The organism is Sinosporangium album, assembly GCF_900100605.1.
In the GTDB taxonomy this organism is placed as follows: Bacteria; Actinomycetota; Actinomycetes; order Streptosporangiales; family Streptosporangiaceae; genus Sinosporangium; species Sinosporangium album.
The window spans coordinates 44242-69685 of sequence record NZ_FNCN01000014.1 but is presented as its reverse complement, the minus strand read 5'-3'; the positions used below and the strand labels follow the sequence as shown (position 1 = coordinate 69685).

Genomic DNA, 25444 nt, shown 5'->3' with positions numbered 1-25444 from the left:
TTGGGGAATGCAATTCGAACGACTCCCCCGGCGCCGGAGCGGGCCGGTTCGGCCTCGGCCGCACCTCGCGGTGCGGCCTCGGGCGCCGTCAGGAGGCGTTCACCCCCGATGCCCCGCTCAGCTCTTGGCGAGCAGGGAGCGCAGGACGTACTGCATGATGCCGCCGTGGCGGTAGTAGTCCGCCTCGCCCGGCGTGTCGATGCGTACGACGGCCTGGAAGGTCTTGTCGCCAACGGTCACGGTCACCGTGCCGGGGATGACGCCCTTGTTGAGCTCTTCGACACCGCTGATGTCGAAGGTCTCCTCACCGGTCAGCCCGAGCGAGTCGGCGGTCTCCCCATCGGGGAACTGGAGCGGAAGCACGCCCATGCCGATGAGGTTGGAGCGGTGGATGCGCTCGTAGGACTCGGCGATGACGGCCCGCACGCCGAGCAGCGCGGTGCCCTTGGCGGCCCAGTCGCGCGAGGAGCCCGAACCGTATTCCTTGCCGGCGAGAACCACGAGGGGCGTGCCCTGCGCCTGGTAGTTGACCGAGGCGTCGTAGATCGAGCTGACGGGGCTGTCCGCGACCGTGAAGTCGCGGGTGAAGCCGCCCTCGGTGCCGGGCGCGATCTGGTTGCGCAGGCGGATGTTGGCGAACGTGCCGCGGATCATCACCTCGTGGTTGCCGCGGCGCGAGCCGTACGAGTTGAAGTCCTTGACCTCGACGCCGTTCTCGCGCAGGTAGCGGCCCGCGGGCGAGTCGGCCTTGATGGCGCCGGCCGGGGAGATGTGGTCGGTGGTGACCGAGTCTCCCAGCTTGGCGAGCACGCGGGCGCCCGCGATGTCGGTGACCGGGGACGGCTCGTGCGGCATGCCGTCGAAGTAGGGGGCCTTGCGCACGTAGGTGGAGGCGGGGTCCCACTCGAAGGTGTCGCCGGTCGGGATCGGCAGCGAGCGCCACGTGTCGTCGCCCTTGAAGACGTCGGCGTAGTCGCGCTTGAACATGTCCTGGCCGATGGAGGAGTTGACGACCTCCGAGACCTCCTCCGGCGAGGGCCAGATGTCCTTGAGGAACACCGGCTTGCCGTCGGTGTCGGTGCCGAGGGGCTCGTTGTTGAGGTCGAGGTCCATCGTGCCCGCGAGCGCGTAGGCGACCACCAGCGGCGGCGAGGCCAGGTAGTTCATCTTGACGTCGGGGTTGATGCGGCCCTCGAAGTTGCGGTTGCCCGACAGGACCGCGGTGACCGCGAGGTCGCCGTGCTGCACGGCCTCGGAGATCTCGGTGGGCAGCGGCCCGGAGTTGCCGATGCAGGTGGTGCAGCCGTAGCCGACCAGGTTGAAGCCGAGCTTGTCGAGGTACGGCTGGAGCCCGGAGCGCTCGAAGTAGCCCGTGACGACCTGCGAGCCGGGGGCCAGCGAGGTCTTGACCCACGGCTTGCGGGTCAGGCCCTTGTCCACGGCGTTCTTGGCCAGCAGGGCCGCGCCGATCATGACGTACGGGTTCGAGGTGTTGGTGCAGGAGGTGATCGCCGCGATCACGACCGCGCCGTGGTCGATCTCGAACTTCGTGCCGTCGGCCAGCGTGACCGGGGTCGGGCGGTGCGGGCGGCCGTTGGCGGTGGAGTTGGAGGCGGGCGCGTCGGAGGCCGGGAAGGACTCCTCGCTGGCCTCGTCGACGCCGTCCACCACGTAGTTCCTGACGTCGTGGCGCCAGGTCTCCTTGGCGGCGGCGAGCTCGATGCGGTCCTGCGGACGCTTCGGGCCGGCGATCGAGGGGACGACCGTGGCGAGGTCGAGCTCGATGTACTCGGAGTAGACGGGCTCCTGCGAGGGGTCGTGCCAGAGGCCCTGGGCCTTGGCGTATGCCTCGACGAGCTCGACCTGCTCCTCGGAGCGGCCGGTGAGCCGCAGGTAGGCGGTGGTCTCGCCGTCGATCGGGAAGATGGCGCAGGTCGAGCCGAACTCGGGGCTCATGTTGCCGATCGTGGCGCGGTTGGCCAGCGGCACCGAGGAGACGCCCTCGCCGAAGAACTCGACGAACTTGCCGACCACGCCGTGCTTGCGGAGCATCTCGGTGATCGTGAGCACGAGGTCGGTGGCGGTGGCCCCGGCGGGCAGCTTGCCGGTGAGCTTGAAGCCCACGACCCTCGGGATCAGCATCGAGATCGGCTGGCCGAGCATCGCGGCCTCGGCCTCGATGCCGCCGACGCCCCAGCCGAGGACGCCGATGCCGTTCTCCATCGTGGTGTGGGAGTCGGTGCCGACGCAGGTGTCGGGGTATGCCTTGCCGTCACGGATCATGACGACGCGGGCCAGGTGCTCGATGTTGACCTGGTGGACGATCCCGGTGCCGGGCGGGACGACCTTGAACTCGTCGAAGGCGGTCTGGCCCCAGCGCAGGAACTGGTAGCGCTCGCGGTTGCGCTCGTATTCACGCTCGACGTTGCGGCGGAAGGAGTCGGAGCCGCCGAAGAAGTCGACGATGACCGAGTGGTCGATCACCATCTCGGCGGGGGCCAGCGGGTTGATCTTCGCCGGGTCGCCGCCGAGGTCGCGTACGGCCTCGCGCATGGTGGCCAGGTCGACGACACAGGGCACGCCCGTGAAGTCCTGCATGATCACGCGGGCGGGCGTGAACTGGATCTCCACGCTCGGCGTCGCGGTCGGGTCCCATCCGCCGAGCGCGCGGATGTGGTCGGCGGTGATGTTCGCGCCGTCCTCGGTGCGCAGCAGGTTCTCCAGCAGGACCTTGAGGCTGTAGGGGAGGCGCTTCGATCCCTCGACAGCGTCCAGCCGGTAAATCTCATATGCCGCGTCTCCGACGCGGAGCGTGTCACGGCTGCCAAAGCTGTTCGCGGACACGTTGATTCGCCTCCTCTGGCCAGTGGTCGTTCCGCAAGAAATCCTGCCGTACCCGGGGAGCGCGCCCGACAGTTAGGTTCACCTAAGTCGCTGCTCCGCAACGGGTTTCAGCGGATGTCTCGATGTCAAGATATCTCTGGCGATGTCTCGACATCAAGTTACCGATGGGTAGCCTCAGAGGGGTGCCAGACGCCAGAAGAGAAGCCCGAGCACCGCCACCGACAGCAGCGGGGCCAGGATCTTCTGCTCGAATTTCCGCCCCGTCTTGATGCCGATCTTGTACGGCAGGAGCCACTTGTGCCGGAGCGGCCACAGCACCGGACAGCCGCGCTCGGTCAGGCAGTCGCCCACCACATGGATGAACGACCCCACCCCCACCGCCAGCCCCAACCAGGCATAACCCACCCCATAAGAGCGGAACACCACGAAGAGGCCAACCGTCATCGCCACGTTCACCGCGGCCGACGCCAGCTTCTTGCCGGGAATCCCGATGCCGATGGCCCGCAGCGCCAGCCCGATCATGAGCACGACCAGGATGCCCCTGCCGACGGGATAGGCATCGGCCAGGTAGTGCGCGCCCACCCCGGCGGCCACCGCGAACGCCAGCGAGTGCGTCGCTCCCCGGTGCCCGCCGGACACCCAGTTGACGGCTTTGCTGAGCGCCCAGGTCACCGGGCCGAAGGTCTGCGCGATCGTGGCGCTGGGATGGTCGAGGTCCGGCAGCATCGCGGCCCCGGCACAGATCAGCGCCCCCGCGATCAGTTCGGCGGGCGTCAGCGCCCCGGCCATGATCCCGGTGTCGATCCACCGGGTCGATTCGTTCAGCCACGGCACCGTCGCGAACACCGGCGCCAGGCCCAGCCACGCCACGGCCCCCGTCAGCGCGTGCGTATGCCCCATCATGCGAAGATCACGCCACGGGACTCTACTCAATCGGACCCCCGCGCGTCTGTAACGACGCGGCGCGAAGACAGCGACCTCACCGACACGGTGGGGGACGTGGGGCGTTCCCGAGGAAACGACAGACGGGATCATTCCTGTACCGAGAGCACCCCCCAGCCCTCCCGATACGGAACGATCCCGTCTATGTCCAGATAACGTCGAGGTTTCCCAAGATTGTTCCTGCAATTTCGAGATAATTACGTGATGTAGCTCACTTCCAGTTGTGACCTTGAGCTCCTCCCGCCCTGGCCGCGCCCCGCGCCGCCGCACCCGCTGCGACCAGGGCGGACGCCACCCCCGGAGCCCCTCCTCCCCCGCCGTGCCGCACCAAGGGGTTGTTCTCGATAGCATCTCGATATATCTTTGAGCCATCGAGACTGATCGAAAGTCGATCGCTAGACGCGGGGGGATTCCCATGAGTTCAACCCACTCCCTGGGCGGAGCGCACTGCTTCCACGACGCCGCCGAGGTGCAGGAGCAGGTGATGCGCGCGGTCCGCGGGGCATGGCACGCCATGGCGGGGGGCAGACACCAGCACCACGAGGACCGGCACCACCACGAGGAGATGCGAGGCCGCGGGGGCCCCCACGAGCACCGACACCGCGGCCGGGGGGGTCCGTTCCCGTTCGACTTCGGCGGCTCGTGGGGCGGCGGCCCCGGGTTCCCCTTCGGCGGCGGGCGCGGCCGGGGCTTCCGGGGGCGCAAGGCCAAGCGCGGCGACGTGCGTGCCGCGATCCTCGCCCTGCTGGCCGAGGAGCCGCGCAACGGCTACCAGATCATCCAGGAGATCGCCGCGCGCAGCCAGGGCGGCTGGAAGCCCAGCCCCGGTGCGGTCTACCCGGCGCTCCAGCAGCTCACCGACGAGGGGCTCGTCCGCTCCGAGGAGTCCGACGGGCGCAAGACCTTCCAGCTCACCGAAGCCGGACGCGACTATGTCGCCGCCCACCCCGACGAGACGGGGGCGCCGTGGGAGGAGATGAAGCCCGATCTCGACGATCCCACGTGGGAGCTGATGGACCTCGCGCGGCAGTCGGGCTTCGCGATGCTGCAGATCCTGCAGACCGGCACGCCCGCCCAGGTGCGCCAGGCCCGTGAGGTGCTGGTCGACGGCCGGCGCAGGCTCTACCAGATCCTCGCCGACGGCGACCCCGAAGCCGAGTGAGACCGGCCCCCGACCGGCCCCCGACCGGCTCGTGACCGGCTCGTGACCGGCCCCTTCCACCGGCGACGGTCGTCGCCTTTGTGGCGGGCCGGCCCGCGGCCTATGACGGCGGTGATGCCGTGCTGCTGGGCGAGGGCGAGGGCGAGGTGCACGCGGTCGGCCCGCAGGCCGCGCCTGGCCGCGAGCAGCCCTACGGCGATCTGCGCCCCGAAGGCTGCGGCTCCGAGCGCCACGCCCTGGCCGAGGTCCTCCGCGGAAGTGGTTCATCTTCCGGGAGCTGTGGAAATGCTCTGCGCGACGTCGCCTTCATAACTTTTCTCGATCACGCGGAGTGCGGGAATTTCCCTCCGCTGACGTGAGCGATAGCGCGCGATGGAAGTTCCCCATGGCTATCATCTCCATTGCCCGGCGGACATATCACCCGGCACACCTTCGGACTATATTTTCGCCCTGCATAGACGGAGTATATGGACATGGGAGGCTGGGGAGTCCCGGGGCGTATGATGCACGCCTGCGTGGGCTTCATAGCTGCATTGACACTTATGTCCGTTCCTACGGCCGCCGCGGCGGTTTCGGTCTCCACCTCCGCGAGCCACGCCGGCTACACGGGCTACACGGGCTACACGGAACATGCGGGCCATGCCGGCCATGCGGGCCATGCGGGCGCCGGTTCTTCCCTCCTGGCCGACCCCGCGGCCAAGGACGCCCAGCTCGTCTACTGCCTCTCCCCCGCCCAGCGCGTCCCGCTGCTGGACGCGGCGGTGAGCCTGGGCGTGGCGAGCGAGCGATCCGGCGACACCGTCAAAGTGGGCGGCCAGTGGCTCGACATGGAGCAATGGCGCGCACGTAAGAAGGCCGACTTCGACCGGGCGTGCGCCGCGCTGATCGCCTCGGTGCCGCAGCCCGCCGCGCCCGGAGGGAACGGCGGAGCGCCATCGGGATGGCTCGGGGTGCTGGTGCCGATCGCCTTCGGAGCCCTGCTGGCCTTGGGCAGCGCCGAATGGCGCGTGGCGTCGGACCGGAGGCGGAGGGAGGGCGATCTGCTGCTGGCGCGGTTCGCGGCGTTCCGCGAGGCGTACAGCCAGCAGCTTCACGACTGGGCCGAGGCCGAAGGCAGGCAGCCCGATCCGGCCGTCACCCGGGCGAGGCACGCCGACCTGCTCTCGCAGCTTCACCATGTGGGCTCCATGCGGGCGGGGTGCCGGGCTCCGGCGGCCCGCCTGCGGGCCGTGCTGGAGGACGAGCTCGCCGTGATCGGCTACGACGCCTGGCTCGCGACCCGGATCCACGGGGCGGACGCCGAGACCGACCGCCTCCTGGCGGCCCTCCGGGAATTCGAGAACAGCACCAGGGACCTGGTCGACGCGCTCGCGCGCAGCGAGCTGTCGGCCGCCTTCGACTGGACCGCGGGGAAGACCACAGGCGTGTTCTCCCGGGCGCGAGCCGGACGGCCACGGGCGGCCGTTCGGAGAAAGACGGGGAAAACGCCTGAGCCCACTTCCGAGCATCCCACGCGAAGAGGGGAGGAAACGCCGGAAGGGCGGGCGGTGGGCGGCGGAACGGTCCGCGAAGGAGATACCGGCGGAGTTTCGCCGGAAAAACGGGAGCCGGAAAAGCGAGATAATGCGGAGCGTCCGACGTGACACCATTCTGTCCGCCACCCGTCGTGCATTCCAGCGAGGCGCTCTGCCCCTGGTTGGACACGGCGCACGACGGGCTCTACGTGGGTGTGGACGATGTGTTCGCCTCGTTCGACAGGTTCACCCAGTCGTTCAACCCGCTCGGCAAGCTCCTGGTCAACGGCCATGTGGTCCTCGTGACCGGCCACGACGGCTGCGGCAAGTCGGCCCTGGTCAACAAATGCGTGCACTGGCTCAACTCGCGGCTACGCGAACAGGCGGCGCAGCCGCACGGCCAGGACACGCCGTCGGGCAGCCCGGTGATCGTCGACCTCATGGACATCCACCCCGAGGGCGACCACAAGAAGCGGGCGCGCACGCTGTTCAGCGTCTGCGTCGAGCGGCTGCGCGAGCAGGTGGCCCAGTTCTTCACCCTGCCGGAGTGGGAGAAACTGGAGGCGCTGCCCGTGGAGAAGGATCTCGTCGAGGGCTACCAGTTCCTCAGCGGCCTGCTCAAGAAGTACAGCCTCGTCCTGCTGGTCCTGATGCCGAGGGCGAGGTCGGAGGAGGAGATCCACGAGCTGGCCAGGCTCGCCCTCAGGAACATCGTCTTCTTCGCCGAGATCGCGACCTTCGGCATCACCCCCATCAACAGGATCAAGAGGGAGCTGACCTCCTCGCTCGTCCCGGTGAAGATCGGGCCGCTCAGAGCCGAGGACGGCCTGCTCTGGTTCAAGGACCACATGCGGCGCGTCCCTCCCGACCGGCGGCGCGACCTCCCGCAGATCCCCGACGACGCGCTCGTGAAGTTTTTCAACGAGGTCGGCGAAGTGAGACCGCTCTTCACGCTTCGCTTTCTCCAGGAGTATTTCTGCAGGCTGTACAGCACCTATATTCCCCGCCACCCCGTCGTCCCGATAAGCTATGAGAATCTCAGTGACTTCCTCAATGACATTTGGAATGACATCTTCGGCGAATCTGAGGAGGGCGAGTGAGGCCACACGAGGTCCCGGCCGATCCACCGGGTCGGAACCCCTTTCCAAGCTCGGCCATCGCCCACCTGGTGGCCGGTCCCGCGAGCCCTCCGCCGACGGTGCCGACGCCCGCGTTGATCGAGGTCACGGCCTTTGTCAACGAGTATCTGAGCGCGATCGACCCGTCGCGCACAGGCACGACGGGCCTCGGCCGGGTCCTGGCGGTCATCGGCGAGTTCGGCACCGGGAAGACACACATAGCCCTTGAGGTGCTGCACTCCGTGAAACGCCGCAGGAGTGAGAGCACGACGATCATAGAGTTCGACGAGCCGGGCAGGAGCATGCTGCGGCTCTATTTGGACAGGTTTATCAAGAAAATATCCCCGGAACAAATCAAACAGCTCGCCGAGGATTATCACCATTTCATTCTGATGGACGATCTCCAGAGGGGGGCGATCACCAGGCGGCTGACCACGCAGCCCAAGTTCAGGGAGAGGTCGGCCGACGAGATCATCAACAGGCTCGGCATGTCGCGCAACGTCTACCTGGACAAGCTGCGGGCCGCGCTCTCGGAGTTCGCCGTCAGACAGGAGTTCGCCATCGCGCTCCAGCTCGTGCTGGAGGACGAATACCAGCCGGCGGTCCACGCCTGGCTGAGCGGGGAACCGCCCGATGACATCCTCCGCGAGCACGGCATCACCACGGCCATCGACGATGAGTTCGCCGCCTTCGAGGCGATAGGGGTGCTGGCCTTTCTGCACGGCCGTACCGGCAGGAAGCTCATCGTCCTGATCGACGAGTTCGAGCGGCTGCTCCCGCTGTTCAAGGACCCCGAGATCGCGCCGGCCTTCGAACGGCTCCTCAACGCCTTCGTCAACGCGGGCTGCCTGCTGATCCTCTTCGGTCTGCCCGACGCCCAGCCCATGCTGTCGGCGAACGCCAGGGAGCGCGTCAGGATCCTGCCCCCGTCCCTGTTCACCGCCGACCACGTCAGGGCCTACCTCCAACTCCAGCTCGGGCAGTGGCCGCATCCGCTGTTCGACGAGGAGGCCGCCGACGAGATCGTCCGCATCAGCGACGGCATCCCGCGCCAGGCCATCCAGCTCTGCCATTACGCGTACGGCGAGGCCATGGGGGGCGAGCCTCCCGCCAGGGTCACGGGGCGCCTGGTGGGCGAGGTGGCCCGGCGCATCTTCCGCGAGGCCGAACCCATCGACATCAGCGCCGCCGTACGCCGCATCATCAACTCCGAGGGGTGGACGAACCACGAGCAGTGGCGGGTGCCGGGCAAGGTGGTGGTCGACTTCTGGATCCCGGTGGGGCGCAAGGGCGCCTGCGCGGTCTGGATCACCGACACGGTGCTCGACGAGGCCGAGGTCGCCCGCTTGGAGACCGCCTCCAATGCCGTGCTGTCGGAGGCTAACCCCATACGGCGGGTGCTCGTCATCAACGGCCGCATCCCCACCGAGCTGGTCTCCAAGGTCAACAAGCTCTTCGACCGCGCCCCCATCCAGTACAACTCCCTCCATTTCGACGATGAGTTCCGCTCCTGGCTGCACGCGAGCACCGACCGCATCGCGCGCAGCGACGGCGCCGACGCCTTCGACCTGATCGACAAGCGCACCGAGAGGCTCGGCAACGAGATCAGGGATATCCGGCGGGTCACCGAGAGCCTGCTCGAATGGATCCACCTCTCCGCACCGGCGCGCGCCCTTCCGGCCCGCCCCGCGAGCCGTCTGCCGATCAGCATCGGGCAGCATTTCGACCGCGCCCTGCGCGCGCTCGCGTCGCTCGACGACCTCGACCGGGTGCTACGGCAGCTCTTCGCGGTAGAGCGCAGGCGGCGCCCCCGCGGACCGCGCTCGCTGATGCGCGGGGTGCCGCTGCGCCAGGAGCTGGCCACGCCGGCGGCCCTACCCGCGGTGGGGGCGACGGTGCTGCTCTACAAGCTGGTGGCGCAGTTCCAGGTCAGCGTGCAGGAGTGGCTGGACGGGATCGGGGCGGAGGCGGGTCTGCGCGACGTGGACCCGCAGGAACTCGACCGGCTGCGTGAGATCTGCGACGTCTACGAGGCCACCGCGGACCTGCTGCCGATGCGCAGCCTCGACCACCTGGTGGAGTGGACGTCGCCGTTCTCCGATGTGAGCGACACCGGCCTGGCCCGCAAGCGGGACCTGCGGCAGGCGTTCGACGGACTCGGCCCGAGGGTCTACCGCTCGGTCCTCGCCACGGTGGAGGCGCGCAACTGACCGCAGGCCGCCCCCGCGAGCCGCACGCCCACGCGTTCACAGTGTGAGAGCGCCGGGCGGGACGACACCGCCCGCGGGCAGGGGGAACAGCTCCTCGAACCGGGGCCTGAGCATGTCGAGCCGGCGTTCGGCCGCGGCCACCATCGACTGGTCGAGCGTGACGCCCACCAGGTGGCGGCCGGTGTCGAGCCACCTGACGAACACCGCGCCCTGCTGCACGTCGAGGACCAGCCGCCTCGGCCTGCTCCTGCTCACCAGGCGTACGGCATGGCCGAAGTCGCCCGCCAGTACCCCCGCCCTGTCCCCCACCTCGCCATACTTCGCGCGGCGGGCCTCGGGTGAGATGTCGGTGAAGTAGTCGGCCAGGTCCGGATGGGTAAGGCAGTCGACGGAGAACTTGAGGCTGAAGTCGTCGTAGTAGGCGAGGTAGTGGAGGTCGAGGGGGCCCACTTCGGCGGCGGTGATCCGCGCCGCGCGCCGGATCACCGGGTCCACGCCGGCGTCGCCGTACACGGTGAGCAGGTCGGCGCTCATCGCGTGGGCGGCGGGGACGGCGTTGCGCCGGAATCCGCCGAGGTCCTCGTCGGGCAGGCGGACGCGCTCGCGGATTCCGGCGATCAGTTCGGCCATGCCCCGGTCGGCCTCCCACACCCGGGCCGGGTCGAGGGTGATGCCCACCAGCGCCACCTGGGGGCGCAGCGAGACGTAGACGGCGACGCAGTCGCCGCTCTCCACCACTGTTCTGACCAGGGTGCCGCTCCTGAGGTCGGCGAGGTAGTCGCCGACCCGCTCCACCTGGAAGATCAGCATGCGTCCGGCCTGCCGGTAGCCGGACCGTAGGTCCGGCCCTTCCGCGCGGCCCGGAAGGGCGCGCACGGCGGGGTCGGCGAGGACGTGCAGGGCGAAGTCCCAGATGCCTCCGGTGTAGTGGGCGAGGTGGTGCACTCCGCTGTCGCGGGCCAGGAACTCGCGGCACTGGTCGACCACCGGCTCGTAGACGCCCCTGGGCCGTGTCTCTTCCCGGGCCCCCGCCTGCCCCCCTGCCAGTACCCCTTCCCGGGTCCCGTCGAGGGTCGCCTGTGGTGCGAGGTCGGTCTGGACGGTCAGCCGGCGCGTCGCCATGTTTCCCCCCTTCTGCTCAGAACCACAGCACCTCGATGTCGATGTCGGATCGCGTGTATCCGCCCCGGGCCGTCTCTCCCCGGGCCAGCCTCCGCGTGTCCTGGGCGTTCGCCGCGGCGATCACGCTGAAGGGGCTGTCCCTGCCGAATCGGGCGACGTAGCCCTCCCAGGCCGCTCGGCCGAGGTCGAGGGCCTCGCCGTACTTCTGCAGCGCCACCAGGGTGTTGGCGTGGTTGAGGGTGGCCGCGAGTGCGTAGGGGTGCAGGTCGCCGTGGCGTGCGGTCAGTGCTTCCATCGCCTCGCCGCCGAGGTCGCGCGCGCCCGCCAGATCGCCGTCGGCCCGGAGGAAGACCGCGAGGTTGACCGCCGCCACCAGGGTGAACGGGCTGCGTGTACGGCGGAGGCCCTCGTAGGCGGCCGTCCCGTGGTCCACGGCGGCGCGGTGCTCACCGGCGGCGTGCAGCGTCCAGGCGTATCCCGCCGTGCAGGCGAGCGTCGAGAAGTGATCCGCGCCGAGCAGCGCCCGGTAGCCCTCCAAGGTGGCGCTGTGCAGCGACCTGGCCTGGTCGAGTTTGGCGACGTCGCCGAGGTGGCGCCCGACGTTCCGGTAGGTCGCGGCGAGAGTGCGGTCCAGGCGCAGCCTGGGCAGGGTGACGCCGGGCTGGGTGCCGCCGATCCGGTCGCGCACCTGCCGCAGCCGGCGTTCGGCCTCGGCATAGCGTCCGAGCTCACGCAGGTATACGCCGACATTGCAGCCGTTCCACAGCGCCCGGGGCGAGTCACCGCCCCACAGGCGCACCTGCCGGGCGTAGGTGTCGAGTTCGAGTTCGAGCGCCTCCTGGAAGTTCCCGGCGAGGCACGCGGCGAGCGCGCCGTTGTTGGCGGAGGCCAGGGTCTCCTCGTGGTCGTCTCCGAACAGGTGGCGCGAGGTCAGCAGGATCGAGAACTCCTCGGCCGCCGAGACGTCGAACTGGCCGAGGGCCCGCAGGTCGGCGGCGTAGCCGCGGCTCGCGGGCAGCGTGCGGGCGCTCCTGGTCCCGTAGCGCGAGCGCAGCGCCGACAGCGCGTCGAGGTCCAGCTCGTGGGCCCGGTCGAAGTCGCCGAGGGCCCGCAGATGGTTGGCGACCACGACGTTGAGGTCGGGCAGCAGCTCATGCCTGGCGGGGTTGGCGCTCCACGCGGCCAGGGCCTCTGCGCCTATCTCCCGTCCCGCCTCCAGCCTGCTGATCCGGTTGGCGGCGTAGAGGAAGCGGAGCTGGTTGAGGACCCAGCCGCAGACCCGCTCGTCGGTACTGTGCAGCGCGCCCGACGGGTGGATGTGGTTCCACAGCTCGGTGAACACCGCCTGGTGCTCCTGGTCGGACGCGTCGAACCTCGGGAAGGCGTAGGCCGCGAGCACGCCGAGTGCCTGCCGTCTGCGCAGCTCCGCCTCCTCCTCGCTCATGAGGCCGCGGATCAGACGCTGGATGAGGGCATTGGTGCGCACGGAGGGGGCCCCGCCCCACCGCATCGCGATCAGGCCGTACCTTTCGGCCTTCACCAGCACCGCGTCGATCATCTGCGGGTCGTCGAGCCCCTCGCCGAAGCGGGCGAGCTCCGACGCGACCCGCCACGAGCGCAGCAGCTTCAGCGAGATGCGTGCGGGATACAGGAACGAGATGAGCTGGAGCAGCCAGATCACGCCCTTGCCGAACGTGCGGAACCGTAGCGAGTCCAGCGCCATCGCCGTAATGGCCCGTATCTCGGGCGTGCTCGCCACCGCGGTCTCTCGCGTACTCTCTCGCGTGCTCTCTCGCGTGCTCTCCGACACCTCGTACGGCCCGGCGAGCTCGCCGAGGGCGCCGAGGGCGCCGAGGGCGCGGTCGAGGGTAGCGCGGAACCGGCTCACCGCCTGCGCCGCGGCCTCGGCGTCCGGCACGTTGCGGAACCGGCGCCACCGCGCGTCCTCACCGATCCAGGCGCAGGCCAGTTCGACCGCGAGCGGCACATCGCGTACGGCCGCGGCCACGCCCGCCGCGTCCTCCACGTCGAGCGCGGGCAGTTTGTCCAACAGGAGGGCGACGCTCTCGTCCCGGTCGAAGGGCGGCACGGGCTCGCCCTGCCCGTCGGCGGCCGAAGAGGTGAGCGTGACGATCACGTGCCCGGAGCGGGACCGGGGGGTCATCCCGTCGAGGTGGCGGATGTCGTCGACGTTGTCGTACACGAGCAGCCAGCGCGACGGCTCGACGTTCAGGGCCTTGAGCATGGCCTTGGCGCCGTCGCCTCCGGGCGGGATCTGGAGCGCTTCGGCGAGGTCGGCCAGGCCCTTGCGGATGTCGGTTCTGGAACCGCTCGGGATCCAGCCGATGATGTCGTAGTCCGGGGCGAAGCGGTGCACGTATTCCAGGACGAGCTGGCTCTTGCCTACCCCTTCGTCGCCGCGCAGGTAGTAGGGCTCGGGGGCGAGCACGGTGGGCGCGAGGCTGTCCCGCAGCGACTCCAGCAGTTCGTCGCGGCCGACGAACGACGGGTTGCGCGGCGGGTAGGAACGGTGGCCCGGCCCGGTGCCGGGCTTTCGCCCGTCGGCGGCGGCGCCGGGGAAGCGCGTCGCCGGCAAGGGCCGGAACTCCTGGAAGGAGGTGAGTCCAAGCTGTCTGCGCAGCCGTTCCTCCGCCTGCTCCTCCTTGATGTCGCGCAGGTCGAGCCGGTCGAGCGAGGCGGCCCATTCGGGCTGGTCGGCGCCGTCGACCAGCACCGCGACGGTCCGGCCGGACACGCGGGCCCCCTCGGCCGGGCGCGCGGGCCGCTTCCGCTCCGTACGGCGGTCGCGGGTGTGGACGGCCCAGGCGCGGGCGAGGTTGCGCGGGGAGATCAGCAGAACGTGGTGGCCCTCCTCGACGGGCGGCGGGACGCGGGAGGCCAGGGCCGGCACCATCTCGGTGGGGACGCCGTGTTCGCCGAGCAGGCCGCGGCACCAGTCGGCCCAGACGCGGTCGCGCGGCGCGTAGACGATGGACACCCCGGTCGGGAGCGTGGAGAACGACTGGCCGAGCGCGCGGGTGTAGCGCTCCCTGAGCGCGGCGTCGGGCGGTGTCATCGACCGCACCCGGTCATCGCTGATCAGCCTGGCGAGCAGTTCGTAGGCCCGCGTCAGCCGGGCGTGCTCGTCGTCGCCGTCCAGCAGCACGGCGAGTTTCTCCTGGTGGGAGAACTCCGGCCGGTACAGCACCTCGATCTGCCCGAGCAGGGAGGATTCGCCCGCCGTGATGGAGGCGAACCGTTCGCGTGCCAGCAGCCGCGCCCGCCGCAGCCCTTGGGGGTCGCGCTCGTCGACTCCCGTCGGCACTGGCAGGATGCGCAGCTCGGTGCGCCTGCTCAGCATGCGCCGCGCCAGGGCTCCGCTGCCCATGATCGCCCCGGGGGTCATGGACACGCACAGCACCACGGTGTCGGAGAGTTGCGCCGCGGTGGCCACGGCGATGTCGCCGGCTCCGGCGGGGCCGTCCACGAGCACGTAGTCGTAGACGTGGGAGGTCAGCCTGCGGCGCAGGTCGGGCAGGCGGCGCGTCCACGCCTCGAAGGAGAAGCGGGGAATGTGGGCCCGCTCTCCGATCGCCGGTTCGGGCAGTGCGGGCCCGAGGTAGTCGACGCGGCCGTCCCGGGACGGAGGGTCGCAGTCGAGCCGGACGACCGCGGCGAGCGGGTTGTTGCGGTCGGCGGGACGCTCCGCGTCGAGCACGGGCCGCCCGAAGGGGGCGAAGTAGCGGTGGAGGGCGGGGGCCTCGGTTCTGGTGTCGACCACGAGCACCTTCTGCCCCGCCGACGCGAGGATCCAGGCGATGTTCGCGATGGCCGCCGTCTGCCCGGTTCCTCCGCCGTAGGAGACGAAGGAGACGACGACGCCGGGCCCTGCCGCCACGGCGGTCACCGCCCTCGTATCGGGTGCGTGCCGCGAATCATCCGCGATACCAAACGTTCCATATCAACCTCCAACGCTCGGCAGCAACCCCGCGAAACCGGAAAATTTCCTAGATATCCAAACTTAGGCAGCGAAGCATCCAAAACCAGTATATGTACTGCTACCTCTCGCGAGAGCCTTTCCCGGCACGCGCTCAGATCGCATTCCGGAATCCGTCGAAGGCGCAGAGCATGGAACCGGCTGCGGCTTCTCTGCGGATTCTTCGCAGAGAAGCCGACAATGCCGTCTCCGGCAGCTCGGCGAGCACGCTCAGGTCACCACTGCTCAGGTCGACGCCGCTCAGGTCGACGCCGCTCAGGTCGACGAGATCCGAGCGGTGGTCGCGGATGCCCTCGCCCATCGCCCACACCACCCCCAGCCACGTGACCTGGGGCGGGCCTCCGCCCTCAGGCCGGTGGGTCACATGAAATCGCGCTCCGATGGTCCTATCACGAACGACCGACAAATTCTATATTGACATGATTGATGTGACAATATCGGTTTTAGGATATAGGTATCGTAGGATGACTGCTCTTCGCAAACGCTGGGAGTGAGCACGAAGCGGCGCCAATCCCTAAAGGCCACATCTCTAAAGAACCCCCTACTAAAGGGCCCCCTCTCCCGGAGAGGACCACAGAGCCCGTCGATGTCGCGGAACTTCTCGCCGACGGGTGGCGCCCGACCCCCTTCACGCAGTTCGTGATGAAAATCGCCGCCAGGTGCGATCTCGCCTGCGACCACCGCGAGCAGCGAGGAGGAGGCATACGGCCTGTCGTTCACGAACTGCGACAGGGCGAAATCCGGAGAGTTCCTCCCACGGGAGCGGACCAGTCTCACCGGGTCCACGTCGAGCATCAGCGCGGCCGTGCACCGGCCTGGCTCGGCTTCGGGATAGAAGACCCGGGCGGTGCCGTACGACTGCTCGAACTCCTGCACCCGGTCAGGGTGCTTATGAAGGAGGTAGCCCAGATCTGTCGCTGGTGTGCGGGTTGTCGAGATCGTCAGAAGCACCCCGCCAAATGTGCCGGAGACCCATCCGCAGCCGCATCCGATTTGTCCAGCACGCTCCACGCCTAACCATCACTATCCGGACGCATCGGACGACATCTGTCGATCACTTCCAGTGCGGGGGGCACCCTTGCTAACGTTCAAGCTTCCGGTGCGCACCGTAGCCGATCCAGCACATTATGCGATCGGCTCTCGTGGTGAGAGGCGGATCAGGATGCCGGTGACAGACGACACCCCGCTGGCCGCCGGCCAGGGCACAGGCGACGGGCCTTCCCGCCGCGGAGACGGGCCGAGGCCCGCCCCCGCCGACGGCCCCTCCCCGGGCCCGGATCGCCCAAGCCACCGATACCGGCCGGATCAACCGAGTTGGCCGCCCGGGCCCAGGAACGGTCCCGTCCCGGCGACGGCGACCGATCGCCACGCCCGGCACGACCATTCCCCGATACCCGAGTCCGAGCAAGGGCGACCCACCCCCTACAACGGCGGCGGCCCCACCGAGGCCGACCACTCCCCTGGGAGCGGTCCTCCCCCAGGGGACGCGACTCACCTGCGGGCCGGACACGGCGACACCGGTCCGGAAAACCCCGGCCGTAAGCTCACGGACACGGGAGACTCCGGGTGCAGGGACGCTCACCCGGCTGACCCCGGCCACAGGCATTCCACTCCAGAGGACCCCGGCCACAGGCATGCCAACCCCGGAGATTCCGGGCGCACGCACATTCATCCTGGTGACGCCGCCTCCGGCCATCCTGGTGACGCCGCCTCCGGAGACACTGCCTCCGACACTGCCGGCCGACGGGCGGGGCCGACCGACGAACCGCCCCCGCAACCCCCCTCCGAGAACGACGGCTCACCCCCGGGAGGCCTGGAGACGGGAGCGGGCGACGGTCTCGCCCCCCGGCCGCTCGTGTTCTTGGGGTTCCTGGGACTGGCGATGGCAACAAGCGCCGCGATCTGGGCGCTTCCCGGTAAAGCCCACACAGACTGGGCACCCGCACCCGCACCCAGCACCACCAGCCGACCGGCCACCGGCGGCACCGCCGCGGCACCCCCACGGGAACCGGCCCGATCCCCCGAGTCGCCCCCCGACCCTCCCCCCGACCAGGTGCCCGTCTCCGCCACCAGCCCCGAACAGCCCTCCGGTTTCGTGGCCTATGTCGACACCGGCAGGGACCCCGGATTCCAGCCGGTCGACGCCATGCGGCGCACAGGCGCCGATTGGTTCCTCCTCGGCCACCTCACCTCCGGACCGGACGGCTGCGCCGCGCTCTGGAGCGGGAAGATGGGCCACAGCGGCGACCTCGTGATCGGCAGACTCGGCGGCCTGCGAACGGCGGGCGGCGACGCCGGGGTGTCCTTCGGCGGAGCCTCAGGCACCGACCCTGCGGTGACGTGCAAAGCGAAATCCCGGGTGGCCTCGGCCTACCGCAGCGTCCTGGGCGCGTTCGACCTGACCCACCTCGACTTCGAACCGCGCGAAAAGCCCTCCCTGCCCGTCGCGAAACGGCGGGCCGGCGCCGTGGCCGCACTGCAGAAAGAGGCCACCGCGGCCCACCGCCCCCTGTGGGTGAGCTTCTCCCTCCCGGCGACCCGCCACGGCCTGTCCCGCGAACACCGCGCCCTGCTCCGCGCCACCCGCCAAGCCGGCGCCCGCATCGACACCGTCAACCTGATCACCCCGCTGAAACCCGGCGGCCTGCGCGGCGTGGCCGCCGCCGTACGCGCCGCCGCCCCGCAGATCGGCGCCGCACTCGCCCTCGACCACTCCACCGTCTGGCGCCACCTCGGCGTCACCCCCGTGCTCTCCCACCCCGACGCCCTCACCCCCGCCGGCGCCCGCACCCTCGCCGCCTACGCCGAACGCCACCACCTGACCTGGCTGTCCCTCCGCGGCGCCACCCCCGACGACACCATCACCCGCGTCCTCACCGCCCCAACCGAACGGTCAAAGTGACCTGAGCCCAGAACCGACCACGGCGGGCCCTCTCGGTATCACCAGAAATGTGCGCGACCGGTGCGTGCGCATGCCGCCCTCCCTGTCGTCGTTAGCCTGAACAGCAAAAAGCCCCGGCGTGCTTCAGTTCGAATGGCCGGGGCTTCGCCATGCTCCGGGCTATGCGGACGGTTTAACGCCTTCCAGCCGGGCGAGAATGCGCGCCAGCAGGCTGCTCGTCTCGATCTGGTTCGCCTTGATCTCCGCCATGTCCTCGACGACGCGGTTGAGCTTGAGCTCCATGGCGGACTGGCCCGCCTTGAGAGCTGCAAGGTCCCCCCTGATCTCGGTGACATCTTCCCTGATCTGCGCGATGTCGCCCTCGACGCTGGACACCCGGTCCTCGATGTACGGCATGCGCCCAGGATAGGTGGTCAGCTCGGGCGGATGGGCGTGTCACGCCTGACGGATCTGCCCACCGCTCTCTCATCAAGGTCAGGGCCGGGGCCCAGAAGTAGTAGCCTCCGGCCCGCACGCCGTGGTCGAGGTGCGCGTGCCCTCGGGAGTCCGGTCAGGCGTTGCGCTGTCGGTAGGCACGCTGCCTGCAGGCGCGGGAGCAGTACTTGCGGGGGCGTCCGGTCGGGGGCAGGCCGGTGGCCTTGCCGCACACCGTGCAGCGACTTTCGTCACCACTTTCGTCACGAGTTCCGTCACGGGCAGATCTCCCCTCGCCGATGAGAACCTCGATGCCGTCAAGCACCCGCTGCAGGCCGAACTCGAACGGGTCCAGCGGATCGTGGTAACCGCCTTCGCTGTAGATGCGGGTCAGCGTGGGATAACGGTGCATGTGCTCGAAGAGCGAGTCGCGCTCCCCCCACCACTCCTCCTCCCCCACCCCCGTGCTCTGCTCCATGCGCAGGGCCTCCACGGCCTGCCGGGCGGCGCTCTCGATGAACCCGGACACCAGAGTCACCACGGCCACCACCTGCCTGGGCGGCAGCCCCGTCTCGGCCACCACGCCGAGGGCCCAGTCCAGGCCCGCGACGGCGTTGGGCCCCGGCAGGGAGCGGACTCTGGTGGACTCCACGAGCCAGGGGTGGCGGAGGCAGAGCGCCAGCTCGGCCCGCGCCCAGGCGGTGACGGCGCCCCGCCAGCCCGGCTCACGCCGTACCTCCTCATTCCCGGCGTCCTCGCGCGCGGGCTCCCCCATGACCTCGTCGCGCATGAGGTCGACCAGCTCGGCCTTGCCGGGCACGTGGCGGTAGAGCGACATGGTGGTGAAGCCGAGCCGCTCGGCGACCCTGCGCATGGAGACGGCGGAGAGGCCTTCGGCGTCGGCCAGCTCAATCGCGGTCCGCACGATCCGCTCCAGGTTGAGGCCGACCCTGGCCTTCGCCCCCCACAGCAGTTCGGTGCTCCGCTCCGGATTCGCCACTTTCACTCCTCTCGTGTATATGCTGTATATCAGATATGTACGCCATAAACTTGTATCCCATTAACGCGGAGGCCTTCCATCATGATCTTCGTCGATCCCACTGGTGACGACTCAGGTCCGGGCACGAGCGAGCGCCCATTCGCGACCCTCGCCCGAGCCCGCGCCGCCGCCCGGCCCGGCAGCGTGATCACCCTCAGGGGCGGCACCTACCACCTCACCGAGACATTCACTCTCTCGGCCGCCGACTCCGGCGTCGTCTACCAGGCCTACGGGTACGGCACGGCCGACCAAGACGATGTCGTCATCAGCGGCGGCAGGCACATCACAGGCTGGCGGAAAGGCGACGACGGCGTCCACCTCGCCGAGGTGCCAGGGTTGGCCACTCGGCAGCTCTACGTCTCCGGGCGCCGTGCCGTACGGGCCTCCATCCCGCTCGACCAAACGCTCAAGAGGACCGAGACGGGCTACACCATTGACACCCCGACAGACTGGCACGGGGAGGTGGAACTGGTCTACCGGGGCGTCTATCCGTGGTCCGAGGCCCGCTGCCAGGTCGCGCGCATCGGGAACGGCCCGGACGGCACCACCCTCACCATGGCGCAGCCCGCGTTCGCGTGGGCCACGAAGCTTTACCGGGCGATCGTCCCGTGGGAGAGCGGCGAGTCGTACGGCGCCGACTCCCCCACCTCGGCGGAGAACAGCCCCGCCTTCGTCAGCGAGGGCACATTCGCGCTCAACGGCGGCGTCCTGCATTACATGCCGCTGCCCGGAGAGAGCCTCGACCACGTGGTGGCGCCGATGCTGGAGACGCTCATCCACGCCAACGACGTGCGGGACGTCGCCTTCCGCGGCATCACCTTCGCCGACGCGACGTGGCTGCGGCCCAGCTCACCTGAGGGTTTCCTGCATTACCACGGCAACGGTTACTACGACGGCGGCGAACTCGTCGTCTATGCCTTCCACGACGGCCAGGCCGAGGTCACCGGCCCGGGCGGCGACAGCCCCTCCATGCCCGCCAACGTGATCTTCGAGAACGCCTCCGGCGTCACCCTGGAAGGCTGCCGCTTCACCCGGCTGGGCGCGACGGCCCTGGCGTTCCACGGCGAGGGCGCGGACAACGTGCTGCGCGGCAGCGTGATCGACGATGTGTCTGGCGGCGGAATCATCGTCGGCGGGGGCACCAGGGTCCACGTGGAGGAAAACCACATCCACCACATCGGCCGCGACTACAGCGGCTCGCCCGCGGTCCTCCTCACCGACACCCACGGCGCCGTGGTGGCACACAACCAGGTCGACAACGTCCCACACGCGGGCATCGTCATCTACGAGGGGCGCGGCACCCAAGTGCTGCACAACCTGGTGCACGACACCATGCAGGTCCTCGCCGACGGCGGCGGCGTCTACATCGCCGGCCCGCAGGGAGACTCCCCCGCCAACGGCGCCCTGATCCGCGGCAACGTCATCCGCGACACCATCACCCCCTACAACTTCGCCCTCTACACCGACTACGGCGCCGCCTGGGTCACCGTCGAAGGGAACGTCGTGCACCGGGCCGACAATCCGGTGATCCTCGAAGTGTGGCCGGCTCTGGAGAACGTGGAGTTCACCGGCAACTACTGGGACGCCGACCCCGGCCAGGCCCCCGCCGGCGTGACCCTCACCGCCAACACGGTCCTCACCGAAGAGCAGTTCGCCACCGACCCGGCCGTCGCCGGCATCGTGGCCGCCGCAGGACGCACCAGCGCGAACTGACCTCCGGCCCCGGCAGTTCGGCGACGTGGGCGACCGTCACTGTCTTGGGGTTGTCGGTCAGCAGGTAGGTCGGTGCGCCGCCCAGGGTTCGCAGCGCGCTGTCCAGCCAGGCGGTCAGGAGCCCAGGGTCTGGTCCCAGGCGGGCAGCACGATGTGGAAGCGCGACCATGCGGCCAGGCGCAGAACAGCTGGGTGCGACGGCCGGCAATCTCAGGTCCCTCGCCCCAGTCCCACTGCAACCACGTGCCGGCTTCAGGGATCCAGGAGCGGTAGGTCCGCCGGCGTCCTGCCTTCCGCACCTCCTTGATCACTCGGACGGCCCGGCGCGTCATCCGCTCCGAGCCCTTGAACAGCACGCGTGGCGTTCTTCGTATCGACAGGCACCGCCGGGGAAGTGCACGACCATTGCTCACCTCTGCCGTACTCCCACCGTCGTTCACCTGAACAGCGAAAAGCCCCGGCTTGGCCGGGGCTTCGCCGTGCTCACGGCTATGCGGACGGCTGGACGCCTTCGGCGCGGGCCACCAGCCGCGCGAGTAGGTCCCGGATCTCTATCTGCCCGGCGGTCAACGCCGCGACGTTTTCATCGAGACGGTTCAACCTGAGCTCCATATTGCCGACAGCGCGCTCGACGACGCCGATCCGGTCCTTGATCTCGCCTACGTCGCCCTTGATCTCGGCGATGTCGGCCTCAACGGTGGACACCCGGTCCTCGATGTACGGCATGCGCCCAGGATAGGTGGTCGGCTCCGGCGGATGGGCGTGTCATACCCCGTGGCTGTCCGCAGCCCCGCCGGACTGCCGGCCGCTTGGGCGCTCGCAGACCCGAACTCGACGAGCGCGAGGTCTCTTCGGCGCGTCAGCCATGTGTCGCCGTGCGTCAGCGGTGCGTCAAAGCCGTGCGACCCATGGCGACACCATGCAACAGTTTTTCCAGCTCGGCGCACTCAACAGTTAAACGATCAGGCTGCTACCAGCAGGGCGACGCACTCGACGTGGTGGGTCATGGGGAAGGCGTCGAAAGCGCGCAGGTCGGACAGGGTGTAGCCATGTTCCCCGAACCAGGCGACGTCGCGGGCGAGGGTGGCGGGGTCGCAGGAGACGTAGACGATGCGGGCGGCGCGCAGGTCGGCGACGCGGTGGACGACGTCGCGGCCGAGGCCGGCGCGGGGCGGGTCGACGACGACGAGGTCGGCGCGTTCGATCTCGAACCGGTCGAGGGCGTCTTCGACGCGGCCGCGCTCGACCGTGGCCTGCGGCAGATCGCGTAGGTTGCGGCGGGCGTCGCGCACGGCGGCCTGCTCGGATTCGATGCCGAAGACGGCGCCGTCGGGGCCGACGGCTTCGGCGAGCCCGGCGGCGAAGAGGCCGACGCCGCAGTAGAGGTCGAGGGCCCACTGGCCGGGTTTGACGTCGGCGAAGGTCAGGACGGCGTCGAGCAGGGTGGCGGCGGCCTCGGGGTGGACCTGCCAGAAGCCGCTGCCGGTGACCTGGAAGGTGCGGTCGCCGACGCGCTCGTGGAGGACGCCGCTGCCCTTGACGGCGCGGGTGCGGCCGCGGCCCTCGTCGACGAGGACGGCTGCGGCGGCGTCGAGGTCGGGCACGGCGACGGTTCTGCGGGGGCGCGGGGTGATCACGACGGCGCGCTCGCCGCTGCTTGAGGCGATCACTTCGACGCCGGAAGCGCCCCGCCAGTTGCGGTGTTCGACGCCGGCCTTCTCGATCTCGGGCTGCGCGATGAGGCAGGCGTCGATCGGCTCGATCTCGTGGGACCGGTGGCGGCGGAGCCCCACGACGCCGTCGGGCCTGGCGGCGAACTGCACCCGTGTGCGCCATCCGAGGCCGTCCGGGGTGCCGGGCAGCTCCTCGACCGCCACGTCGCGTTCGATCCCGGCGAGCCGCTGGAACTGCTCGGCCACGACGGCGGATTTGAGGCGCCGCTGGGCGGGAAGGCTCGCGTGCTGCCAGTCGCAGCCGCCGCAGCGGCCCGGCCCGGCGAACGGGCAGGGGGCCTCGACGCGGTCGGGCGAGGGGGCGAGGATCTCGACGGCGTCGGCGCGCAGGAAGCGGCTGGTCTCCTCGGTGATCTCGGCGACGACGCGCTCTCCGGGCAGGGCGTGGCGGACGAACACCACGCGCCCCTCGTGACGCGCCACGCACCAGCCGCCGTGAGCGACAGCACCGACAGAAAGCTCAACTCGCACGAAACTCTCCCACGACCACCGCGTGACCGGTCTTGGCACGCCGTGTCAGCGTACCGGCAGCGCGTACGGCGGGCCGCCACACGCGACTCCAGCGCCGCGCGCGAACTGCCGGCGCAGCCGTACGGCATGGGCCCGACCAGGCTCATGCCGTACAAATCGAACTATGCCCCAGGCTGTTGGTCCCCGTTGCGGACGGGCTCCGGGGGTCGGCGCACCGCACCGGGCGCGTGCGGCTCGGGCCGGCCCTTGAGGCGGTCGGAGGAGTGGAGCTGCCATGGGACGCTGGTCACCATGACCCCGGGCTGGAACAGCAGCCTGCCCTTCAGCCGCAGCGCGCTCTGGTTGTGGAGCACGTGCTCCCACCAGCGGCCCACGACGTATTCCGGGATGAACACCGTGACCACGTCTCTCGGGGAGCGGCGGCGCAGGGTCTTGACATATTCCAGAATGGGCCGGGTGATCTCCCGGTAGGGCGAGTCGAGGGTCTTGAGCGGCACCGGGACGCCGAGCCGCTCCCACTCCTGCCGCAGGGCCGCGGCCTCGTCGCCCTCGACCCCCACGGTGATCGCTTCCAGGGTGGAGGGCCGGGTGGCCCGGGCGTAGGCGAGGGCGCGCAGGGTGGGCTTGTGGAGCTTGGACACGAGCACGATCGCGTGGTTGCGGGCGGGGAGGGTGGCCTCTTCGACCTCGGCTCCGTCCGGCACGGCGAGTTCGGCGGCGACGTTGTCGTAGTGCCGCCGGATGCCCTTCATCATGAGGAACAGGACCGGCATGGCGACGCAGACGATCCACGCCCCCGGGATGAACTTGGTGACCAGCACGACGACGAGCACGGTGCCGGTGAGGATCGCGCCGAAGCCGTTGATGAGCCGCGACCGCTTCATGCGGGCGCGGGCCTTGGGGTCGGTCTCGGTCGCGAGGTGGCGCGTCCAGTGCCGCACCATGCCGGTCTGGCTGAGCGTGAAGGAGACGAACACGCCGACGATGTAGAGGTTGAGCAGCCGGCTCACGTCGGCGTCGAACCCCCACAGCAGCAGGCAGGCCGCGGCGGCGAGGATGACGATGCCGTTGCTGAACGCCAGGCGGTCGCCCCGGGTGTGGAGCTGGCGCGGCAGGTAGCGGTCCTGGGCGAGGATCGAGCCGAGCACCGGGAAGCCGTTGAAGGCCGTGTTGGCGGCCAGGAAGAGGATCAGCGCGGTGACCGCGGCGATCACGAAGAACAGGATCGATCCGCCGCCGAACACCGCGTCGGCCACCTGGGCGATGATCGGCTGCTGGTAGTAGTCGGGGCCCGCCGGTTTGCCGTCGATGAGCACGTTCGTGGAGACATGGGCGGGCTCGGCGAGCTTGACCTCGGATACCAGGCCGAGAGTGATGATCCCGACGAACATCGTGACCGAGATCGTGCCCATCATGAGCAGGGTGGTGGCCGCGTTCTTGCTCTTGGGCTTCCGGAAGGCCGGCACGCCGTTGCTGATGGCCTCGACTCCGGTCAGCGCGGCGCACCCCGAGGAGAACGCGCGCAGGATCAGCAGGGCCGCGGCGAACCCGGCGAGGTTGGTCTGCTCCGGGATGATCTCGTAGTCGGCCGTCGGCGCGCGCAGCTCGTCGTCGAGCACGAGCACGCGGAACGCGCCGTAGAGCACCAGGCCGAGGACCGACACCATGAACAGGTAGGTCGGTACGGCGAAGGCCGCCCCCGACTCCCTGATGCCCCGAAGGTTGATCACGGTCAGGAAGATCACGATGAGGATGGCGACGAGCGGCTTGTGCTCGGCCACGTACGGGATCGCGGCGCCGACGTAGTCGACGCCGTTGGCCACCGACACGGCCACGGTGAGCACATAGTCGACCTGCAGCGCGCTCGCGACGGTCAGACCGGCGTTCTTGCCCAGGTTGACGGTGGCGACCTCGTAGTCGCCGCCTCCGCTCGGGTAGGCGTGGACGTTCTGCCGGTAGGAGGCGACGACGGTCAGCATGACCACGACGACGCCCACCGCGACCCAGGGGCTGTAGTGGTAGAAGGAGAGCCCGGCGATCGACAGGATGACGAGGATTTCCTGAGGCGCGTAGGCGACCGAGGAGAGCGCGTCACTGGCGAAGACCGGAAGGGCGATGCGCTTCGGCAGGAGCTGCTCGTGAAGTTGCGTGCTTCGAAGCGCCCGCCCCACGAGCAGGCGTTTCAAAAGATCGGTCACCTTTACCACGAGTGACGATGCTAGCTCGCAAGTCATGCCCCTCCGACACGGCACTCCCGAAGCGG

17 protein-coding genes and 1 pseudogene are annotated in these 25444 nt (G+C 69.6%); 7 read left to right on the top strand and 11 right to left on the bottom strand.

Annotated features, from left to right (window positions below):
• Positions 1-117: 117 nt before the first annotated feature.
• Both acnA and BLQ73_RS16630 read right to left on the bottom strand, forming a co-directional pair.
• On the bottom strand, positions 118-2844 hold the full coding sequence (gene acnA, locus BLQ73_RS16635) for an aconitate hydratase AcnA (protein ID WP_093171373.1): 2727 nt from the start codon (positions 2842-2844) through the stop codon (positions 118-120).
• Between the two features lie 174 nt (positions 2845-3018).
• Positions 3019-3747: a metal-dependent hydrolase gene (locus BLQ73_RS16630; protein ID WP_093171372.1), complete on the bottom strand. Its 729-nt coding sequence runs from the start codon at positions 3745-3747 to the stop codon at positions 3019-3021.
• Positions 3748-4201: 454 nt separating this feature from the next.
• Between BLQ73_RS16630 and BLQ73_RS16625 the strand changes: the two genes are divergently transcribed.
• The 5 genes from BLQ73_RS16625 to BLQ73_RS16605 all read left to right on the top strand — a co-directional run bounded on the left by BLQ73_RS16625 (position 4202) and on the right by BLQ73_RS16605 (position 9790).
• Positions 4202-4948: a PadR family transcriptional regulator gene (locus BLQ73_RS16625; protein WP_093171371.1), complete on the top strand. Its 747-nt coding sequence runs from the start codon at positions 4202-4204 to the stop codon at positions 4946-4948.
• An 80-nt stretch (positions 4949-5028) separates the two neighbouring features.
• Positions 5029-5307, top strand: a complete 279-nt coding sequence (locus BLQ73_RS31395; RefSeq protein ID WP_143020298.1) for a hypothetical protein — start codon at positions 5029-5031, stop codon at positions 5305-5307.
• Between the two features lie 183 nt (positions 5308-5490).
• The gene (locus tag BLQ73_RS16615) at positions 5491-6591 is read left to right on the top strand and encodes a hypothetical protein (RefSeq protein ID WP_093171369.1); all 1101 of its coding nucleotides are present in this window, start codon (positions 5491-5493) and stop codon (positions 6589-6591) included.
• A complete protein-coding gene (locus tag BLQ73_RS16610) occupies positions 6588-7562 on the top strand; it encodes a hypothetical protein (protein ID WP_143020297.1) in 975 nt (324 codons plus the stop codon). Before BLQ73_RS16615 ends, BLQ73_RS16610 begins: the two co-directional genes overlap by 4 nt.
• Complete coding sequence (locus BLQ73_RS16605) at positions 7559-9790, top strand: hypothetical protein (RefSeq protein WP_143020296.1); 2232 nt, start codon at positions 7559-7561, stop codon at positions 9788-9790. The genes BLQ73_RS16610 and BLQ73_RS16605 overlap by 4 nt, the downstream gene beginning before the upstream one ends.
• A 36-nt stretch (positions 9791-9826) precedes the next feature.
• Here BLQ73_RS16605 and BLQ73_RS16600 read toward each other — a convergent pair whose 3' ends face one another.
• The 4 genes and pseudogenes from BLQ73_RS16600 to BLQ73_RS16585 form a co-directional block, all read right to left on the bottom strand.
• Positions 9827-10912: a hypothetical protein gene (locus tag BLQ73_RS16600; RefSeq protein ID WP_093171366.1), complete on the bottom strand. Its 1086-nt coding sequence runs from the start codon at positions 10910-10912 to the stop codon at positions 9827-9829.
• A 16-nt stretch (positions 10913-10928) separates the two neighbouring features.
• Complete coding sequence (gene fxsT / locus BLQ73_RS16595) at positions 10929-14810, bottom strand: FxSxx-COOH system tetratricopeptide repeat protein (RefSeq protein ID WP_143020295.1); 3882 nt, start codon at positions 14808-14810, stop codon at positions 10929-10931.
• A 193-nt stretch (positions 14811-15003) separates the two neighbouring features.
• Positions 15004-15273 carry a hypothetical protein gene (locus BLQ73_RS16590; protein ID WP_093171364.1) on the bottom strand — a complete coding sequence of 90 codons (270 nt, stop codon included), beginning with the start codon at positions 15271-15273 and terminating at the stop codon, positions 15004-15006.
• 299 nt (positions 15274-15572) lie between these two features.
• Positions 15573-15860 (bottom strand): annotated as a pseudogene (locus tag BLQ73_RS16585) (3' terminal RNA ribose 2'-O-methyltransferase Hen1); the annotation flags it as partial.
• A 931-nt stretch (positions 15861-16791) separates the two neighbouring features.
• Here BLQ73_RS16585 and BLQ73_RS16580 point away from each other — a divergent pair.
• On the top strand, positions 16792-17811 hold the full coding sequence (locus BLQ73_RS16580; RefSeq protein WP_143020294.1) for a glycoside hydrolase family 18 protein: 1020 nt from the start codon (positions 16792-16794) through the stop codon (positions 17809-17811).
• Between the two features lie 159 nt (positions 17812-17970).
• Here the strand turns inward: BLQ73_RS16580 and BLQ73_RS16575 are convergent, their stop codons facing one another.
• The gene (locus tag BLQ73_RS16575) at positions 17971-18207 is read right to left on the bottom strand and encodes a hypothetical protein (protein ID WP_093171362.1); all 237 of its coding nucleotides are present in this window, start codon (positions 18205-18207) and stop codon (positions 17971-17973) included.
• A gap of 154 nt (positions 18208-18361) precedes the next feature.
• Entirely contained in the window at positions 18362-19225 is an 864-nt protein-coding gene (locus BLQ73_RS16570) for a TetR/AcrR family transcriptional regulator (RefSeq protein WP_093171451.1), read from the bottom strand.
• An 81-nt stretch (positions 19226-19306) separates the two neighbouring features.
• On the opposite strand from BLQ73_RS16570, the gene BLQ73_RS16565 reads away from it, so the two are divergent.
• Complete coding sequence (locus BLQ73_RS16565) at positions 19307-20977, top strand: right-handed parallel beta-helix repeat-containing protein (protein WP_093171361.1); 1671 nt, start codon at positions 19307-19309, stop codon at positions 20975-20977.
• 489 nt (positions 20978-21466) lie between these two features.
• On the opposite strand, the gene BLQ73_RS16560 is transcribed toward BLQ73_RS16565, so the two are convergent.
• From BLQ73_RS16560 to BLQ73_RS16550, 3 genes are all read right to left on the bottom strand, one after another.
• Entirely contained in the window at positions 21467-21703 is a 237-nt protein-coding gene (locus BLQ73_RS16560) for a hypothetical protein (RefSeq protein WP_093171360.1), read from the bottom strand.
• A gap of 236 nt (positions 21704-21939) precedes the next feature.
• Positions 21940-23181: a class I SAM-dependent RNA methyltransferase gene (locus tag BLQ73_RS16555; protein ID WP_093171359.1), complete on the bottom strand. Its 1242-nt coding sequence runs from the start codon at positions 23179-23181 to the stop codon at positions 21940-21942.
• A 161-nt stretch (positions 23182-23342) separates the two neighbouring features.
• Positions 23343-25388 (bottom strand): APC family permease, encoded by a 2046-nt coding sequence (locus tag BLQ73_RS16550; RefSeq protein ID WP_093171358.1) that lies wholly within the window; start codon positions 25386-25388, stop codon positions 23343-23345.
• Positions 25389-25444 lie beyond the last annotated feature (56 nt).